Source organism: Acidaminococcus sp. HCP3S3_G9_1, assembly GCF_052122455.1.
Taxonomy (GTDB): domain Bacteria; phylum Bacillota; class Negativicutes; order Acidaminococcales; family Acidaminococcaceae; genus Acidaminococcus.
Map to the genome: position 1 here is coordinate 21,177 of NZ_JBQKCH010000017.1, position 16,476 is coordinate 37,652.

17 protein-coding genes and 1 riboswitch are annotated in these 16,476 nt (G+C 57.4%); of the genes, 2 read left to right on the forward strand and 15 right to left on the reverse strand.

Features of this window, described 5'->3' with window-relative positions:
- Position 1 precedes the first annotated feature (1 nt).
- The 9 genes from hisB to ACTQY1_RS09895 all read right to left on the reverse strand — a co-directional run bounded on the left by hisB (position 2) and on the right by ACTQY1_RS09895 (position 9,413).
- Positions 2–589, reverse strand: a complete 588-nt coding sequence (gene hisB / locus ACTQY1_RS09855) for an imidazoleglycerol-phosphate dehydratase HisB (RefSeq protein WP_279127281.1) — start codon at positions 587–589, stop codon at positions 2–4.
- Positions 590–606: 17 nt separating this feature from the next.
- Complete coding sequence (locus ACTQY1_RS09860) at positions 607–1,758, reverse strand: pyridoxal phosphate-dependent aminotransferase (RefSeq protein WP_288311372.1); 1,152 nt, start codon at positions 1,756–1,758, stop codon at positions 607–609.
- Positions 1,759–1,963: 205 nt separating this feature from the next.
- On the reverse strand, positions 1,964–3,313 hold the full coding sequence (hisD, locus tag ACTQY1_RS09865) for a histidinol dehydrogenase (RefSeq protein WP_154488365.1): 1,350 nt from the start codon (positions 3,311–3,313) through the stop codon (positions 1,964–1,966).
- Positions 3,310–3,960, reverse strand: a complete 651-nt coding sequence (gene hisG / locus ACTQY1_RS09870; protein WP_022487856.1) for an ATP phosphoribosyltransferase — start codon at positions 3,958–3,960, stop codon at positions 3,310–3,312. Before hisG ends, hisD begins: the two co-directional genes overlap by 4 nt.
- 12 nt (positions 3,961–3,972) lie before the next feature.
- The gene (gene hisZ, locus ACTQY1_RS09875; RefSeq protein ID WP_022487857.1) at positions 3,973–5,148 is read right to left on the reverse strand and encodes an ATP phosphoribosyltransferase regulatory subunit; all 1,176 of its coding nucleotides are present in this window, start codon (positions 5,146–5,148) and stop codon (positions 3,973–3,975) included.
- The gene (locus ACTQY1_RS09880) at positions 5,145–5,447 is read right to left on the reverse strand and encodes a YerC/YecD family TrpR-related protein (protein ID WP_279127287.1); all 303 of its coding nucleotides are present in this window, start codon (positions 5,445–5,447) and stop codon (positions 5,145–5,147) included. Before ACTQY1_RS09880 ends, hisZ begins: the two co-directional genes overlap by 4 nt.
- A gap of 701 nt (positions 5,448–6,148) precedes the next feature.
- Positions 6,149–6,421 carry a hypothetical protein gene (locus ACTQY1_RS09885; protein ID WP_308664662.1) on the reverse strand — a complete coding sequence of 91 codons (273 nt, stop codon included), beginning with the start codon at positions 6,419–6,421 and terminating at the stop codon, positions 6,149–6,151.
- Between the two features lie 66 nt (positions 6,422–6,487).
- A complete protein-coding gene (locus ACTQY1_RS09890) occupies positions 6,488–8,434 on the reverse strand; it encodes an oxidoreductase (protein WP_441374134.1) in 1,947 nt (648 codons plus the stop codon).
- Between the two features lie 115 nt (positions 8,435–8,549).
- Complete coding sequence (locus tag ACTQY1_RS09895; RefSeq protein WP_441374135.1) at positions 8,550–9,413, reverse strand: LysR family transcriptional regulator; 864 nt, start codon at positions 9,411–9,413, stop codon at positions 8,550–8,552.
- Between the two features lie 197 nt (positions 9,414–9,610).
- Positions 9,611–9,721, forward strand: a riboswitch (SAM riboswitch).
- A gap of 72 nt (positions 9,722–9,793) precedes the next feature.
- Here ACTQY1_RS09895 and ACTQY1_RS09900 point away from each other — a divergent pair.
- Complete coding sequence (locus ACTQY1_RS09900) at positions 9,794–10,831, forward strand: methionine ABC transporter ATP-binding protein (RefSeq protein ID WP_441374136.1); 1,038 nt, start codon at positions 9,794–9,796, stop codon at positions 10,829–10,831.
- Positions 10,821–11,483 (forward strand): methionine ABC transporter permease, encoded by a 663-nt coding sequence (locus ACTQY1_RS09905; RefSeq protein WP_022487373.1) that lies wholly within the window; start codon positions 10,821–10,823, stop codon positions 11,481–11,483. The genes ACTQY1_RS09900 and ACTQY1_RS09905 overlap by 11 nt, the downstream gene beginning before the upstream one ends.
- Before the next feature lie 241 nt (positions 11,484–11,724).
- Here the strand turns inward: ACTQY1_RS09905 and ACTQY1_RS09910 are convergent, their stop codons facing one another.
- The 6 genes from ACTQY1_RS09910 to ACTQY1_RS09935 all read right to left on the reverse strand — a co-directional run bounded on the left by ACTQY1_RS09910 (position 11,725) and on the right by ACTQY1_RS09935 (position 16,421).
- A complete protein-coding gene (locus ACTQY1_RS09910; RefSeq protein ID WP_370834403.1) occupies positions 11,725–12,093 on the reverse strand; it encodes a DUF192 domain-containing protein in 369 nt (122 codons plus the stop codon).
- Positions 12,094–12,221: 128 nt separating this feature from the next.
- A complete protein-coding gene (locus tag ACTQY1_RS09915; protein ID WP_154488372.1) occupies positions 12,222–13,151 on the reverse strand; it encodes a type II secretion system F family protein in 930 nt (309 codons plus the stop codon).
- A 2-nt stretch (positions 13,152–13,153) separates the two neighbouring features.
- Positions 13,154–14,554 carry a CpaF family protein gene (locus ACTQY1_RS09920; protein WP_441374137.1) on the reverse strand — a complete coding sequence of 467 codons (1,401 nt, stop codon included), beginning with the start codon at positions 14,552–14,554 and terminating at the stop codon, positions 13,154–13,156.
- A gap of 51 nt (positions 14,555–14,605) precedes the next feature.
- Positions 14,606–15,037 carry a TadE/TadG family type IV pilus assembly protein gene (locus ACTQY1_RS09925; RefSeq protein WP_154488373.1) on the reverse strand — a complete coding sequence of 144 codons (432 nt, stop codon included), beginning with the start codon at positions 15,035–15,037 and terminating at the stop codon, positions 14,606–14,608.
- Between the two features lie 117 nt (positions 15,038–15,154).
- Positions 15,155–15,370, reverse strand: a complete 216-nt coding sequence (locus ACTQY1_RS09930; RefSeq protein ID WP_441374138.1) for a Flp family type IVb pilin — start codon at positions 15,368–15,370, stop codon at positions 15,155–15,157.
- An 85-nt stretch (positions 15,371–15,455) separates the two neighbouring features.
- On the reverse strand, positions 15,456–16,421 hold the full coding sequence (locus ACTQY1_RS09935; protein WP_154488794.1) for a type II secretion system F family protein: 966 nt from the start codon (positions 16,419–16,421) through the stop codon (positions 15,456–15,458).
- Between the last annotated feature and the right edge of the window lie 55 nt (positions 16,422–16,476).

A 16,476-nucleotide genomic window follows, 5' to 3' on the forward strand; every position in this document is an offset into this window, starting at 1 on the left:
ATTACAGTGCCCCCTTGCTGCTCATGACCCCGTGTACCCGGGGATCCAGGGCCACCGCCTGGCTCATGGCCCGTGCCACACCCTTGAAGATGGCTTCCAGCATGTGGTGGGTATTCTTCCCGTAGGGTACGTTGATATGGAGGGTCAGGCCGCAGTTCATGGCCAGGGCCCGGAAGAAATCTTCTCCCATTTCCGTATCGAAGTTCCCCAGGGTCACCCGGGGGATGATGTCCGCATTCCACACCAGGTAAGGCCGTCCGGAAAAATCCAGGGCGATTTCCGCCAGGGCCTCATCCATGGGCAGCAGGAAGCTGCCGTACCGGTGGATGCCTTTTTTGTCACCCAGAGCCTGGGCAATGGCCTGTCCCAGGGCAATGCCCACATCTTCCACCGTATGGTGGCAGTCCACTTCCAGATCCCCTTTGGCCCGGACCTTCAGGTCCATGAAGGAATGGACCGCCAGCAGGGTCAGCATGTGATCCAGGAAGCCCACCCCGGTGGAAATATCCGCCTTGCCAGTGCCGTCCAGATCCAGTTCCACAGCAATCTGAGTTTCTTTCGTATTCCGTTCCACTTTCCCTTGCCGCATAACCATGCCTCCCTTGTTTATTGGATGATGTCCCGGATGGCCCCGATGATCTGGGGATTCTCTTCCGCTTTGCCCACGGTGATCCGCAGGCCCCCGGGCAGCCGGGGATTCCGGGAATAGTTCCGCACCAGGATCTTCCGGTCCAGCAGTTCCTGGAACAGGTATCCCCCGGCAGCCATGGCTTTTTCACTGCTGGGCAGATCCCCGGCACCGGCTTTTTCCGCCAGGCTTTCCAGAGCTTTCCCTGCCGGCAGGGCCAGCAGGAAGTTGGTGGCGCTGGGCAGCACCCGGAATCCCAGGGCTTCCAGGTGATCCCGCAGGTATCTCCGGCCGGAGACCACCGCTTCCACCCGCTGCCGGAGCACTTCCGGCTTGCTGTACATCAGTTCCGCCGCCAGGATGGACACCCCGTTCACCGTGTAGGGCAGCAGCACCTTTTTCAAAATCTTCATCAAAGGAGCACTGCCGATGCCGTAGCCGATCCGGAGATTGGCCAGACCGTAGGCTTTGGAAAAGGTCCTCAGCACCAGCAGGTTATCCACCTGGTTCACCAGGTCCAGGGTGGTCACCTCTTCCTCTTTCCCCTCTTCCACGGCAAATTCCATGTAGGCTTCGTCCATGATCACCGGACAGTCCACACTGCGGATGATTTTTTCCATGGAAGCTTTGGGATTGAAGTTGCCGGTGGGGTTGTTGGGGTTGCAGATGATCAGAAGGGCCGGTTTTTCTTCCTTGCAGAAACTGATGACCCCTTCCGGATCCACGAACCCGTCCGCGGTCAGCGGGAACAGCACCGGCTGGCTGTCCGCCAGGATGGCGTAGGTCTGGTACATGGAAAAAGAGGGATTGGCGGAAGCGATCTTCCTCCCGGCACCTCCGAAGGCATAGCAGGCCTTCTCCAGCAGTTCGCTGGACCCGTTCCCGATGGCCACCTGGGCAGGATCGAACCCCAGCCGGTCAGCAATGGCCTGGCACAGGTCTTCCCCGTGCATGGAGGGATACCGGTTAAAGGCATGTTCCGCCAGACGGGTCCCCAGTTCCAGACGGATTTCCGGGGTCATATCCCAGTTGGTTTCATTGGCATTGACAACAATGTCTGCATCAGGTACGGTTTCCACCTGATAGTCTTCGATCCGGGCCAGACTCTCCCGGGCAAGCAAATCGCTCATAACAGCGCCCCCTCATTGACAGATTGCAGCGTAAAACCGTAGGGGGCGCAGGCCCGGCGCCCCGCCACAGGCACGGACAAACGTTGATTTGGCGGGCGGCCGGGCCTGCCGCCCCTACGGAAACGATATACACATTCAGAAAAATTTGCAGGCAAATTTTATCCAACGGCCGTTGACCGTTGACAATTGACCATTGACAGTCTTGTTACAGCTGCTTCTCCTTCCGGATCCGGATGGCATTGGCGTGTGCCTGGAGCCCTTCCGCTTCCGCCATGGCGATGATGTCATCGGCTGCTTCCGCCAGGGCTTCCCTGGTATAGGAGATGATGCTGGTCTTCTTCATAAAGGTTTCCACATTCAGCACGGAATAGAACCGGGCGGTACCGCCGGTTGGCAGGATGTGGTTGGGGCCGGCGTAATAGTCCCCCAGAGGTTCCGGAGAATAGGCTCCCAGGAAAATGGCACCGGCGTTCCGGATCTTGGGCACCAGGGCAAAAGGTTCCCGGGTGTTGATTTCCATGTGTTCCGGAGCGGAAATGTTGGCCATGTCCACCACCGTATCCATGTCCTTGGCCAGGATGATTTTCCCCTGCACTGCCAGGGACTGGGCGGCGATTTCCTTCCGGGGCAGCTTCTGGAGCTGGACTTCCACTTCGTCCGCCACCTTGTTGGCCAGGGTTTCATCGTCGGTGATCAGGATGGCGCAGGCCAGAGGATCATGTTCCGCCTGGCTCAGCAGGTCCGCCGCCAGGTACTGGTAATCCGCCGTTTTGTCCGCCACAATGAGGATTTCACTGGGGCCGGCCAGCATGTCGATATCCACATGTCCGTAAACCGCCTTCTTGGCCAGGGTCACGAAAATGTTCCCGGGGCCGGTGATTTTTTCCACTTTGGGAATGGTTTCCGTACCAAAAGCCAGAGCGGCAATGGCCTGGGCCCCGCCCATTTTGTAGATTTCAGTGATGCCGATTTCCCTGGCGGTGGCCAGCACATAGGGATTCATCTTCCCGTCCCGGCCGGCAGGGGCAGCCATGGCGATCCGGGGCACCCCGGCCACTTTGGCAGGCACCGCGTTCATGATCACGCTGGAGGGATAGGCGGCAGTACCGCCGGGGACGTAGATCCCCACGCTGTCCACCGGGGTCATCTTCTGGCCCAGGAAGGACCCGTAGGCCCGGGGCGTCAGCCAGGTCTTGGGCAGCTGTTCTTCATGGAACTTCCGCACATTGGCAATGGCCCGGCGGATGGCCCCCATGGTCTTTTCATCCACGGCCTTTTCCGCTTCCGCAAATTCCTCTTCCGTCACCCGGATGGTGGCCGGGGTCAGGTCCGCCCCATCCAGCTTTTTGGTATATTCGAACAGGGCTTCATCCCCCTTGGCACGGATGTCGTTGACGATAATGTCCACTTCTTCCGCAGCCGTAAGGGGCCGGCCGAACATTTTTTCCACAGCCGCCGCCACTTTCGGAGACAGCTTCACTTCATCAAAAGATTTCTTTTCCAGGAGACGGCTGATTTCTTCTGCCGTGCTTTTTCTTTCATCATAGACTTTCATTCCGGTTTTTCCTCCTTCAGGACCACTTTCAGATCTTCCACCAGCTTCCGGATCCGGTCGTACTGCATCTTGAAGCTGACTTTATTGGCAATGAGACGGGCAGTGGACGGGAACACCGTGGCCACTTCCTTCAGATGATTTTCTCTCAGGGTACGGCCTGTCTGGACAATATCCACGATCATTTCGCTGAGCCCCACAATGGGCCCCAGTTCGATGGAGCCGTTCAGTTTGATGATTTCCATCTGCATCCCCAGTTTGTCGAAGAAATCCGCGGCGCATTTGGGATACTTGGTGGCCACCCGCATATGGGCGTAATCGGTGATTTCCGGCAGCACTTTGGCTTCCGGCACCGCCATCATCAGATGGCAGCCCCCGTAGCCCATATCCAGCAGTTCGTAGATGTCCTTCCGTTCCTCGTTGAGCACATCCTTGCCGATGATCCCGATGTCCGCCGCCCCGTATTCCACATAGGTGGGCAGGTCCACGGTCTTTACGATGATGAACTTCACTTTGGTCTCTTCATTGGTGATAACCAGCTTCCGGGAATCCTCCACCACATTGTCCGCGGCGTAGCCCACCTTGGCCAGCAGTTCCACAGACTTGGCGAAAAGTTTTCCCTTGGGCAGGGCAATTGTCAAATAATCCATTCCCGTTCTCTCCTATCCTACATATGCTACGGCTTCACACCGGTTGGCTGCACAGGCCTTGGCCGCTTCTTCCGGGGTCAGGGCGTTGGTGGCCACCTTCACGTTCTTGCCGCCGTTCCGCAGTTCCAAGGCTTTCTGGATGGCTTTTTCCTGGCATCCCGGAGCCCAGGCCACGTAAATGTCCCATTTGGATTCCCGGTTGAACCGGCCGTCCCGGCGCAGGGACAGGATGATCCGGTCGATGCCCAGGGCAAAGCCCGTAGCCGGCTCCGGATCCCCGAAGGCTTCCATCATATGGTCGTACCGGCCGCCGCCGCAGATGTTGAACCCGATCTGAGGGGCATAGGCTTCGAACACCATACCGGTGTAATAGTCGAAATTCCGGATCAGGGACAGGTCGAAGGACAGGTACTGGGCCACTCCGTAGGCTTCCGTCAGCTTGTAGATGGCTTTCAGGTTCTTCAGGGCATCCAGGCTCTTCTGGTTCTTCACCCGGCCTTCCAGAGTATCCAGCAGGTCCCGGCCGCCCTGGAGGTACAAGAGCTCCCGGAACAGGTCCTTCAGCTCTTTGGGGATGAACCGGTCAGCAGCTTCTTCCAGTCCCACCGCGTTGTGGGTGAGGATCATGGTCTTTACGAAGTCCGCCTGTTTTTCCGTCAGCCGGGCTTCTTCCATAAGCCCGGCCAGGAAGGCGCTGTGGCCTACGCTGATCAGGAAATCCTGGAGCCCGGCAGCTTTCAGGCTGCTGACTGCCAGGGCCAGCACTTCCGCATCCGCCATGGGTGCTTCCGCTCCGATCATTTCGATCCCCGCCTGGGAAAATTCGCACTGCCGGCCGGCCTGGGTCTGTTCATGGCGGAACACATTGGCAATGTAGAACAGCCGTTTCACACCCTTGTCGTTCTTCAGCCGGGTGGCCACCATCCGGGCCAGGGGGGTAGTCATTTCGCTCCGGAGCATCACTGTCCGGTTGTTCCGGTCCATGAACCGCATGCTTTCGTCGCTGATGCCGGCGCCGCTTAAAGCGAAGGTGTCGGCGTATTCAAAGGTGGGGGTGATGGCTTCGTCATAGCCCCAGGAAAGGAAGTTCCCGGCCACCCGGTCTTCCAGTTCCCGTTTCAGCCGGGCATCCCCCGGCAGGATATCTTTGGTCCCGTAAGGGATCCGCAGTGCAGTACTGTTGCTCATTTCTCTTTAGCTCCTTCAGTCAAAATGGGGATCAGGGTTCGGTATCCACCTGCTCCATAGTTCAGACAGCGATTTACCCGGGATACCGTGGTGCTGCTGGCGCCCGTATCTTTGACGATCTTTGCATAGTTTTCGCCCCGGTGAAGACGCACCGCCACTTCCAGCCGCTGGCTCAGGGCCTTCAGCTCGTTGGGGGTGCAGATGTCTTCCAGGAAGGCCAGGCTCCCGTCCACATCTTTCAGCAGAGTGAAAGCCCTGGCAAGCTGTTTCAGTTCCCGTTCGTTCAATCCGGCTACCATGATCGTAACCCCTTTCTGTATCATAGGAATCCATGCGGTGCCGGTGTTCCGGCACAACCGCTTTACTGATTTAATACTTTACTACGATGATGCGATAAATGCAAGTAGTTTTTTTGAATTTGTGAAAATCTTTTTGGCCGGCCCGCCCGTCCCGGCCGCCCAGAGGGCAAAAACTTCTATACCCATACACCCGCGAGGGCTCTCCGCCGGGAGGGCAGACCCGTTCGTCCCTGGCGGGAGGCCCACAGCCTATCGCCTTGCCCTAACGGTCAAAGGCAGCGGCTACGGACCAGGAAAGCCGGACCCTATCGCCCGCGTGCTCCACCCCAGGAGCGACAACACCCGATGTTGTCCCGCCGACTCCTCCTGGGCCTGCCCTCCCGGCTCCCGGAGAATCGATGTATACTCGTACAAAGTACCAGCAAGGCCGGAGGCCAAGTCCGCCCTGCAGGGGTGGGGGACCGGGCTTGCCCGGTGGTGGGGGCATGAGGTCCTGAAAGGACCGAATACCTTGACGGTGGTATGGAAACTATCTACCTGAGAGACAGCAATGGATACTGCGTTCATCATATTTCTACTTCTGCCAGACACTCCCTTGTTTTCGGCCGGTCCTGCAAAATATCGGCTGTCGCCGATGCCCCCACCACCGTGCTCCGCACGGTCCCCCGCCCCTCACAGGGCGGACTTTGGGACCGTCCTTATTACCAGTTCAGTGCTGCGGCCAACTGTCCCATGAGACTGCTGCTGGGACCGTAATTGGCAATTCTGCACTGATGGGTACCTACGTGAGGGACGAATATCGGCTTTTTCACCGTTTCTTTCACCGCATTCCGGTACTCTTTCAGGGTTTTCAGTTGCGGAAGCAGGTCGAGTCTCCGATGGACCTCGGCCCCGTGGAACCCACCGAACCCCCGACCCTGACGCTGTAGGGGCAGGCCGAAGGCCAGCCCGTCCCGGCCTCCGGTTTTCTCCATTAAAAAAAGACCTGGCAAAAACCAGGTCTTTTCCATAGGCCGCTGACCGTTGACAGCTGACCGCCTTTAAATATCCATCCCCGCCCAGTGTCCCCAGTACACTGCATTGGTGATGGTGGATACTTTGGCGGCGTCTCCGATGACTCTTACGAAGGGGGCACAGTCCCGCAAAGCATCCACCACATCCGTCCGGGAGCGCTGGCCCAGAGCGCAGATCACCGTATCCCCGGGCACCAGCACCTGGGCCCCGGAGGGATCCGTACACAGGATCCCTTCTTTGGTCACTTCTACCCCTTTGTAGCCCGTATGGACCCTGGCGGTTTTGGCAATCTCCGCCAGCAGCAGGGGACGATGGCGCACATTGGCGTCCGGAGCCAGGGTGGGCCGCATTTCCACGATTTCCACCTTTTTCCCTTCCCGTCCCAGGTGGATGGCACATTCACACCCGGCCAGGCCGCCGCCGAACACCACCACATGGTCTCCCACCTTGTCCTTTTCCCTGTAGTAGTTGTTCACGATCACCACATTGTCCCCGTCCAGGCCCTTGATGGGCGGCACCAGGGGCCGGGAACCGGCGGCGATGATCAGGGCATCGGGCTTTTCCGCCTCCACGGTTTCCGGGGTGGCTTCCGTGTTCAGCCGGATCTCCGCCCCTGCCTTCCGGGCCAGCAGCTCGTAGGTATGGGCCAGTTCGTACATCTCCCGTTTGAAGGGAATGGCCTGCTCACTTTTCAGGATGCCCCCCACTTCTCCTTCTTTTTCCATCAGGATCACCCGGTGGCCCCGGCGGGCAGCAGTATAGGCAGCGTACAGGCCCCCAGGGCCTCCGCCCACCACAACCACTTTCTTCTTCACCGATGCCGGCTGGACTTCTGTCCCGTCCAGCTCCCGGCCAATCAGGGGATTCACCGTGCACCGGCGGGTGCTGGTGGCCGCCCGTTCCGCCATACAGGTGAAGCACCGGAGACAGTGGACGATTTCTTCATCCCGGCCTTCCTCGATCTTCCGTGGCGTTTCCGGGTCCGCCAGCAGCTGCCGGGCCATGTACACCACATCCGCCTTCCCGGAAGCGATGATTTCCTCCATCATGGCCGGATCCGTCAGGCCGCCGATGGTGGCCACCGGTTTGGACACATGCTTTTTGATTTCCGCCGCCAGGTACACGTTCCGGCCGTGGTCCTCGAACATAGAGGGATGGGTGATCCCGAAGGTCTTCTGGTAGGTGCCGGCGGAAACATGGATCAGGTCCGCATAAGGTTCGATGGCCTGGGCAATCTTCACCCCTTCGTCCAGTCCGTAGCCTCCTTCCGCAAATTCCGCCCCGCTCATCCGGAATTCGATGGGGAAAAAGGGCCCTACCGCAGCCCGCACCGATTTCAGCACTTCCATTGCAAACCGGGTCCTGTTTTCCAGGGATCCCCCGTATTCGTCCGTCCGGTGGTTGAACAGCGGGGACAGGAACTGGTTGATCAGCCACCCGTGGCCCCCGTGGATCATCACCATTTCAAAACCCGCCCGTTTGGCCAGGCTGGCTGCATGGCCGTAGGCTGCCACAATGTCGTCGATCAGATCTTTGGTCAGAGCCCGTACCGGCACCCCGTCGGCCCGGACCCCGTCGCTGGGGCCCCACTGGTGGAGATTGTGCTGTTTGGTCTTGTCCGTCATGTAGGTGCCGGCAAACTGGCCGGAATGGGACAGTTCGATGGAAGGGATGGCTCCGTGCCGGCGGATGGCGTCGGCGGTATAGGTGGCGCAGGCCAGGGAATTCAGGATGCTTTCATCCAGATGATAGGCGTGGGAACCGTCGGTGGCCGGATGGACCATCAGTTCCGAGACGGTCACCGCCCCGGCCCCGCCTTTGGCCCGGAGTTCGTAAAAAGCCGTGGATTTGGGGCCGATGCACCCGTCGTTGGTAATATCGGTACCGCCCATGGGAGCGGAAAAGATCCGGTTCCGGAAGGTGGTGCGGCCGATGGTGATGGGGGTGGACAGATGGGGAAATTTGCGCAGCATGGTATAGTGCCTCCTAAAATATTTTCCAGTTTTTTCCGCCTTTCACCCTACCATAAAAAAGAAGCTGCCGTCCAGCAAAGAAACAGCAGTAGATATAAATAAATCATTGATAGGACTATTTCCCCTGGGGGCACACCGCCAGCAGTTCCTGAAACAGGGGTTCTTCCGCCCGGTTTTGGGGGCACACAAAGGACACCTGCCAGGGGGAGGTCTCCCGGAGGGGAATCTGCCGGAGAGGAGCCTCCACCGGATGGATGGCCGCGTCGATGCCGATGCCCCGGCCTTCCTGGCAGAACTGGTAAATCAGGCTGCTTTCCATGGTCTTCACTGCAAAATGTGGGGTAAAGCCAAAATCCCCGCACCGTTCCACCACATTGTGGTAAATGGAAAAATGCTCGTTCAGACACAAAAGAGGCTCCCCCTTCAGGTCTTCCAGGGACAGGCTGTCCCGGTCATAAAGGGGATGCCCCGGGTACACCACCGCTTCCACCGGCGCCTGGAACAGTTCCCGGCGGAAGAAACCTTCCGGAGCCCGGGACCCTACACAGAATCCGCAGGACAGGGTCCCTTCCTGGAGCAGCTCAAGGATGTTTTCGTTGAAATCCTCCGCCCATTCCAGCCGGAATTCCGGGTGCCGGGCCGCTGCGCTCTGGAGTTTCTCGATGGAAATCACATGGAGCACCCCGCAGGCAAATCCCACCCGGAGCCCCTGCTGCTGGCGCTTCAGTTCCTGGATCCCCAGCTGGAGCCGGAGCAGCTGGGCGGAGAAGGAACGGCTGTGTTCATAGAAATAATCCCCCTCCCGGGTAGGCACCACCCCTTTGGGAGTACGGACAAACAGCCGGGCCTGGAGCTCCCCTTCCAGCACCCCGATGATCCGGCTCACCCCCTGGGGCGTCAAAAACAGCACCTTCGCCGCCTGGTGGATGCTCCGTTTCTCATAAACCTGCAGAAAACGCCGGATAGCCCGGGTATCCATGGCAATCCCCTCCTTTGGGAGGATTGTAACACGGGTGGAAGAGGGTGTCAACGGATGTAGGATAGGAGTGGTTAAGTGGTTAAGTGGTTGATCATTCGATGATTGCCGTCCCCGCACTCTGCACTCTTTACTCTGCACTTATGCCCCAATTCCCATTGACAAACTGTACTTTATACGGTATCATTTAATACGCACAGAATTCATCCAGAGTAACGGAGGGACTGGCCCTATGAAGTTACGGCAACCATCAGCGGCTTTGGCCGGCTGAACGGTGCTAAGTCCATCAGGCGTGGCCTGAAAGATGAAGATGAGTGAGCCAATCTGATTCCTCTTCATTGCTGATGAAGAGGAATTTTTATTTTTTACGGAGGTGAACCCCCTTGATAGAACTCCAGCACATTGACAAAGTCTATCATACGGCTTCAGGGGACCTGCATGCCCTGAAGGATATCAATCTGACCATCAACGAAGGCGAGATCTTCGGCATCATCGGCCTGTCCGGGGCTGGCAAAAGCACCCTGGTCCGGTGCATTAACATGCTGGAAAAGCCCACCAGCGGCAAAGTCATGGTGGACGGCCAGGAAATGACCGCCCTGGGCGAGGAACAGCTGCGGAAGGCCCGGCAGAACATCGGCATGATTTTCCAGCATTTCAACCTGCTGTCCAGCCGCACCGTATTCGGCAACATTGCCTTCCCTCTGGAAATCCAGGGCATGGACAAAGCTGCCATCCAGAAAAAAGTGGAACCCCTGCTGGACCTGGTGGGCCTGAAGGACCGGGCGGACCACTACCCCAGCCAGCTGTCCGGGGGCCAGAAACAGCGGGTGGGCATTGCCCGTGCCCTGGCCAGCGACCCCAAGGTGCTGCTCTGCGATGAAGCCACTTCCGCTCTGGATCCCCAGACCACCGAAAGCATCCTGAACCTGCTTGGGGACATCAACAAACGGCTCCACATCACCATCGTCATGATCACCCACCAGATGAACGTGGTAAAGGAAATCTGCGACCGGGTGGCCGTGATCGAAAACGGGGAAATCATCGAACAGGGGTCCATGGTGGACATTTTCACCAACCCCCAGAAAGCCACCACCAAAGAATTCGTGGCCAGCATCCAGCACAACGACCTGCCTGATTTCGTCAAGAAGCTGGACATCCACAAGGACTACAAAGCCGGGGATAAGGCCCTGGTGAGCCTGAGCTTCATCGGGGACAGCGCCGGCGAACCCATTGTATCCGTGCTGATCAAGGAATACGACACCAATGTGAACATCCTGACGGCCAACATTGAAACCCTGCAGGATACCCCCTTCGGGACCCTGCTCATTGAAGTGGAAGGGGACGAGGCCCATCTGAAGAAAGCCCTGGATTACCTTCACGAAAGAAAAGTCAAAGACGAGGTGATCGGTTATGTCTCCTAATATGATCCATCTGCTGATTAAGGCCCTGGGAGAGACCCTCTACATGGTGGCCCTCTCTGCGGCCATTGCATCCCTGTTCGGCATCCCCCTGGGGGTGATCCTGACCATTACCGGAAAAGGCCACATCAAGGAAAATGCGGCTCTCCACAAAACCCTGGGCTCCATTGTCAACGCCCTCCGGTCCGTGCCTTTCATTATCCTGATGGTGGCCATCATTCCCCTCACCCGGATCATCGTGGGGTCTTCCATCGGCACCACCGCCGCCATCGTGCCTCTGACCATTTCCTGCACCCCGTTCATTTCCCGGATCATCGAATCCTCCCTGCTGGAAGTGGATCCCGGGGTCATTGAAGCGGCCCAGAGCATGGGGGCCTCCCCTCTCCAGATCATCTGGAAGGTGCTGCTGCCGGAAGCCATGCATTCCATTGTGCTGGGCATCACCCTGGCGGTGATCAGCCTGATCGGTTCCAGCGCCATGGCCGGTGCCCTGGGGGGCGGCGGCCTGGGTGACCTGGCCATCCGTTACGGGTACCAGCGGTTCCAGGCGGATACCATGGTGGCCACGGTCATCGTCCTGATTGCCCTGGTCCAGTTGGTCCAGACCATAGGGAACAAGATTTCGGCGAAGCTGAACAAGACGAAGATCAAATAAAAGAGGGGGTGTGAAAAAATTCACACCCCCTTAGCTGTAGAGCCGCATAGCGGCTCAAGTCCGGAGTCAGAAGTCTGGAGCCGAAGGTTAAATTTGCAGGCAAATTTTTTGAATGTGTAGAACCGTTGAACGAAATGATTTCTCAGATTAATTGCGATTCTGGTTCTACAGAATCAAAAGGATCCGTCCAGCCAGACGGATCCTGTCCTGAGGCTTCCGACTTCAGACTCCCGACTTCCGACTAAGGGGCTGTTGCGCATGCAACAGTCCCTTTTATCATCCCCACTTTCAAACCCAGCCGCTCTGCCTCTCCTGCTTTCAGTTCCAGTACGGAACTGGCTTTCAAACAAGCGGAAAGGCCCAGCCAGGGATGAAGGTTCCGGACGATTTTCACGATTTCCATATTTTTGTTGAAATACACTGCATCGATGGCAAATCTCATGAAGCACATATGGATGCTGTTGGTGGGGTTCAGCCACAGGCCGGCGGCCGGAGGCAGGGGCTTCCGCAGCATCAGCCCCCGGAACCGTCCCCACCAGGTGTCGGCGATTTCCACATCAATTTGTATTTGGGAACGGTCCCCAAAGGACCAGATTTCATGGTTGGACAATTTAGATTCTCCCTGTTATACAAAAATTCATTGGGGAACCCGCCTGCCGCGGGTTTCTTCCTTCGGCCAGTGACCAGTGACAATTGACCAGTGACAGAAACTGCCGGCCACACCAGGCCGGCAGTTTTTCATTTCATCCCCTGCATCAGAGAAATCAGCGACGGCAAGAGGACCACTACGAATATGGCGGGGAAAATACAGAACACCAGGGGGAAGATCATCTTCACCGGTGCCTTCATGGCCTGGGTCCTGGCCCTTTGTCTCCGCAGGTCCCGCATGTTGTCCGCCTGGATCACCAGGGTATCGGACATGGAGGCCCCCAGCCGTTCCGACTGGACCACGGACATGACGAACAGGTACACGTCCTGCACATCACACCGTTTGGCCATCAGCTGCATGGACCGTCGCCGGGTCATGCCCATCCGGATATCCCGGAGCATCCGGCGGAATTCGTCGATCAGGGGTCCTTCCATCCGTTCCACCACTTTCCGCATGGCACCGTCCAGGGAAAGGCCCGCCTGTACGGAAATGGACAGCAGGTCCAGCACATCAGGCAGCTGCCGGATGATCTTTGTCTGCCGGTCCCGGATGATATGGTTCAGCACCCCGAAGGGCAGCATGGCCCCGAACAGCAGGAATCCCCAGATCAGCAACAGGCCCCCGAAGGTGCCCATGGGATGGCTGGCGGTATACCGGAACCCCTGGACTCCCCAGAACACCATGGAAACGAACCAGATGCCCACCAGGGTCCTTGGCTTCCAGATTCCCTGCTTCCCGGCCAGGATGATCCGCTGCTCCATCATCTGAGGCAGTGCCGAAGGGGCAAACTTGGAGAAAAAGTCCATGGCCTGGTTCAGCAGCCGGCCGATGGTCCGCTGGTACAGGGGGATCTTCTTCAGGTCGTCGGGGTTGGTCTCCTCTTCCTGGACTTTCTCTTCTTCCCGGAAGGTTTCCAACCGGCGCTTCACTTCTTCCCCCTGGATCTTCTTCAGGGCCATGACCGAAAGGACCAGATAGAAGAACAACGCCAGGGCAATGGAAAGAGACAGTGCCAGCATGGTCAGTCACCTTCTTCCCAGTCGATCCCCGGCCGTGCCTTCTGCATAAAGGCCGGATATTCCACATTGTGGGATTTGAACTTGTTCAGGAACTGAGGCTGCAGCCCGGTGGGACGGAATTCTCCCTGAGCCTTGCCGTTTTCGTCGAACCCGGTCTGGACATACCGGAACAGGTCCTGGAGGACGATTACGTCCCCTTCCATTTTCTGTACTTCCGTAATATAGGTGATCTTCCGGGAACCGTCCTGGATCCGTTCCTGATGGATGATCAGGTCCAGAGCCGAAGAAATCTGGTCCCGGATGGCCCGCACCGGCAGGTCCAGGCCGCTCATGAGCACCATGGTTTCCAGGCGGGACAGTACATCCCGGGGGCTGTTGGCGTGGGCGGTGGTCAGAGACCCTTCATGGCCCGTATTCATGGCCTGGAGCATGTCCAGGGCTTCGCCTCCGCGGACTTCCCCGACGATGATCCGGTCCGGCCGCATACGCAGGGAGTTCTTCACCAGGTCACGGATGGTGACCGCCCCTTTTCCTTCGATATTGGCAGGGCGGGCTTCCAGGGTCACCACATGGGGCTGTTCCAGCCGCAGTTCCGCCGCATCTTCGATGGTCACGATCCGTTCATCATGGGGGATGAAGGAACTGAGTACGTTCAGGAAGGTGGTTTTACCGGAACCGGTACCACCGCTGATCATAATGTTCAGTTTGGCGTTGACACAGGCCCGGAGGAAAATGGCCATTTCTTCCGACAAGGTGCCAAAAGAAATCAGATTCTCCACCGACAGTGGTGTCCGGGAGAATTTCCGGATGGTCACACAGGGCCCAATCAGGGACAGAGGAGGGATCACCACGTTCACCCGGCTGCCGTCCTGGAGACGGGCATCCACCAGAGGGGAGGCTTCATCCACGTGCCGGCCGATGGGGGTGACGATCTTGTCGATGATGGCCATCAGATGGTTGTTGTCGTGGAACTGGGCTCCCGTCAGGTGGAGTTTTCCCATCCGTTCCACATAGATCTTCTTGGGACCGTTCACCATCACTTCGGTGACGCTGTCGTCCTTCAGGAACGGTTCGATGGGCCCCAGCCCCAGGATTTCGTCACAGATGTCGGATACCAGCCGGGCCCGTTCTCCCCGGGGCACCACAAAGGGGTTGTGCTCCAGCACCCGCTGGACATAACCGGAGATTACATTTTCGATATCCTGCCGGCTGTGGGTGGCAGAATCCAGCACCTTCTGCTGTTCCGCACTCATTTCATCCACAATGGCCCGGTGGACGCTCACCTTCAGATTCTGGTACTCTTCTTCCCGGGCGTCCGCCGCCCGTCCGTTGAATATGGGATTCTCCCGGACCTCGGGCTTGCCTTTTTCAGTTTTCCGTCCCAGCCGTTCCAGCAGTTTCAACGCCGTATCCCCCTTGTATCCTGCCAGGTCCCCGGATCTGGCAGGTTTTCCTTATTTTTGCTGATTCTCATCATACATGGTGTAGGTGGCCCGCATGGTCTTCAGGTCACTCCCCTGGAGCAGCCCTGCCCAGCTCAGATTGGAGAAGAAGACCCCCTGGGTCTTCATGGGAGCCTGCACCGTCACCGTCACCGAAGGAGACCCGTCCACCGTAGTCTGCTCGATGGTGATGTTGTTCTCATTGGTCAGTTTGTACAGATTCCCCGCAGTTTTGTACTCATTGAAGTTCCGGGTCTTCACATTATCCCAGCTGTCCCCGGGCTCCCGGACCACCGCCTCCCGGGCCACGGACCGGGCCACGTTGTTGAAGGTGATATAATCGCTGAAGAACATCCCGAAAGCGCACATGGCAATCAGGATGAGAAAAAAAAGAGGGACCAGAATGGCAAATTCCACAATATCCTGTCCCTTTTGCCGTTTCATGATGGTTCCCCCTTTCCTGTAGTTTTTCAGTTCTTTCGAAAAGGCACCAACCGGAAGCTGATGCCCTTTCGAAAGAACTCCTGCGAAGGCAGGAGTTCTTTCAGCATAACAACAAAATCAATTAGTTTTAGCATTATTAGCTTCGTTCATCAGACTTCCAGCGTTTGTGAACACTGCGTTGATGTTTTTAGCAATACCACTCTGCTGATAAATCAACCAGCCGATCCCAACGATGATGGCCAGCATCAGGGCATATTCCACCATGTCCTGGCCTTTTTCACCCAGACGGGGTTTAATGTACATGTCGTACATCATCTTTGCCATGGTAATCATAGTTTTCACCTCCTTCAGTGAACTGGTACAATTGCAATATTTATAAAAAGGGGAAATCCCTTTTTACCAAAATTCAGGGGACATATTAAATCTTGATGTCCACAATCCGGCTGATAAGCAGATAGCCGATGATTTCCATCACCACCGCAACGCCGATGGCCATTTTTCCTATACTGGTGGTCAGGAGCGGTTTCAGATATTCCGGAGAACTTACCGCAAAAAATAATCCCAAAGCCACTGGAATACAGGTCAGCACAATTCCAGAGAATTTTCCCTGTGCCGTCAGTGTCCCCACTTCCCGGCGGAGCCGAATCCGTTCGCTGATGGTTTCCCGGATGGTATCCAAGATGGTGGCCAGGTTGCCCCCCACCTGCTGCTGGATCAATACGGCGGTGATTACCAATGAGAAGTCCTCGTTCCCCACCCGCTGGTCCATTTCCTGGAGAGCATCCTCCACAGTCCGGCCCAGGGCCGTGTTCCGCATTACATTGGCGAATTCCGTGGACATGGGAGGCTGCATTTCCCGGGAGATGATCTCCATGGTCTGGAGAAAGGAGAACCCGGCCCGGAGGGAGTTGGATACCAGGGTAAGGCAATCCGCCAGCTGCCGTTCAAAGGCTTCTTTCCGGCGATTGATCCGCCGTTTCAGGAAAATCAGGGAACCGAAGATGGCCAGGATACCTCCCAGCAGCCCGGTCACCAGGCTCCGGCCCATAAGGGCTGTCACCAGGAACACCAGCACCGCCAGTCCCCCGGAAATGGCCAAGTATTCGTTCCCCAACAGGGGCAGCCCGGCCTGGATCATCATCAGGTCCAGTTTTTTCCGGTTCCAGGGACGCCCTGGCCGCCGGACCCGTTCCGCAAACAGTTCATGGAACTTAGTCCGGAGGATTTCCAAAAAGCCTGCCCGACGGACCTCCGCCGGGGTATATCCTGCATACTGCTGGATCCGCTGGGACACTTCCCGCCGCCGCTGGATATAGACGGAAAGACCGGCGTAAAGCACCAGGAAGAACAGAAAGGCAAAAAGCAGAGCTACCAGACCAATCATGCTTTTTTACTCCTTTCTATCTGTATTATACCATGGATGAGCCTGTTCACAACTG

What these genes read in the sequence shown, in the direction of transcription:
- hisZ (WP_022487857.1), bottom strand. Translation starts at nt 5,148, where the DNA reads ATGAGCAACAGTACTGCACTGCGGATCCCTTACGGGACCAAAGATATC.
- ACTQY1_RS09880 (WP_279127287.1), bottom strand. Translation starts at nt 5,447, where the DNA reads ATGGTAGCCGGATTGAACGAACGGGAACTGAAACAGCTTGCCAGGGCT.
- ACTQY1_RS09930 (WP_441374138.1), bottom strand. Translation starts at nt 15,370, where the DNA reads ATGATTACCATGGCAAAGATGATGTACGACATGTACATTAAACCCCGT.
- ACTQY1_RS09915 (WP_154488372.1), bottom strand. Translation starts at nt 13,151, where the DNA reads ATGCTGGCACTGTCTCTTTCCATTGCCCTGGCGTTGTTCTTCTATCTG.
- hisB (WP_279127281.1), bottom strand. Translation starts at nt 589, where the DNA reads ATGCGGCAAGGGAAAGTGGAACGGAATACGAAAGAAACTCAGATTGCT.
- ACTQY1_RS09885 (WP_308664662.1), bottom strand. Translation starts at nt 6,421, where the DNA reads ATGGAGAAAACCGGAGGCCGGGACGGGCTGGCCTTCGGCCTGCCCCTA.
- ACTQY1_RS09860 (WP_288311372.1), bottom strand. Translation starts at nt 1,758, where the DNA reads ATGAGCGATTTGCTTGCCCGGGAGAGTCTGGCCCGGATCGAAGACTAT.
- hisD (WP_154488365.1), bottom strand. Translation starts at nt 3,313, where the DNA reads ATGAAAGTCTATGATGAAAGAAAAAGCACGGCAGAAGAAATCAGCCGT.
- ACTQY1_RS09890 (WP_441374134.1), bottom strand. Translation starts at nt 8,434, where the DNA reads ATGCTGCGCAAATTTCCCCATCTGTCCACCCCCATCACCATCGGCCGC.
- ACTQY1_RS09925 (WP_154488373.1), bottom strand. Translation starts at nt 15,037, where the DNA reads ATGAAACGGCAAAAGGGACAGGATATTGTGGAATTTGCCATTCTGGTC.
- ACTQY1_RS09895 (WP_441374135.1), bottom strand. Translation starts at nt 9,413, where the DNA reads ATGGATACCCGGGCTATCCGGCGTTTTCTGCAGGTTTATGAGAAACGG.
- ACTQY1_RS09935 (WP_154488794.1), bottom strand. Translation starts at nt 16,421, where the DNA reads ATGATTGGTCTGGTAGCTCTGCTTTTTGCCTTTCTGTTCTTCCTGGTG.
- ACTQY1_RS09905 (WP_022487373.1), top strand. Translation starts at nt 10,821, where the DNA reads ATGTCTCCTAATATGATCCATCTGCTGATTAAGGCCCTGGGAGAGACC.
- hisG (WP_022487856.1), bottom strand. Translation starts at nt 3,960, where the DNA reads ATGGATTATTTGACAATTGCCCTGCCCAAGGGAAAACTTTTCGCCAAG.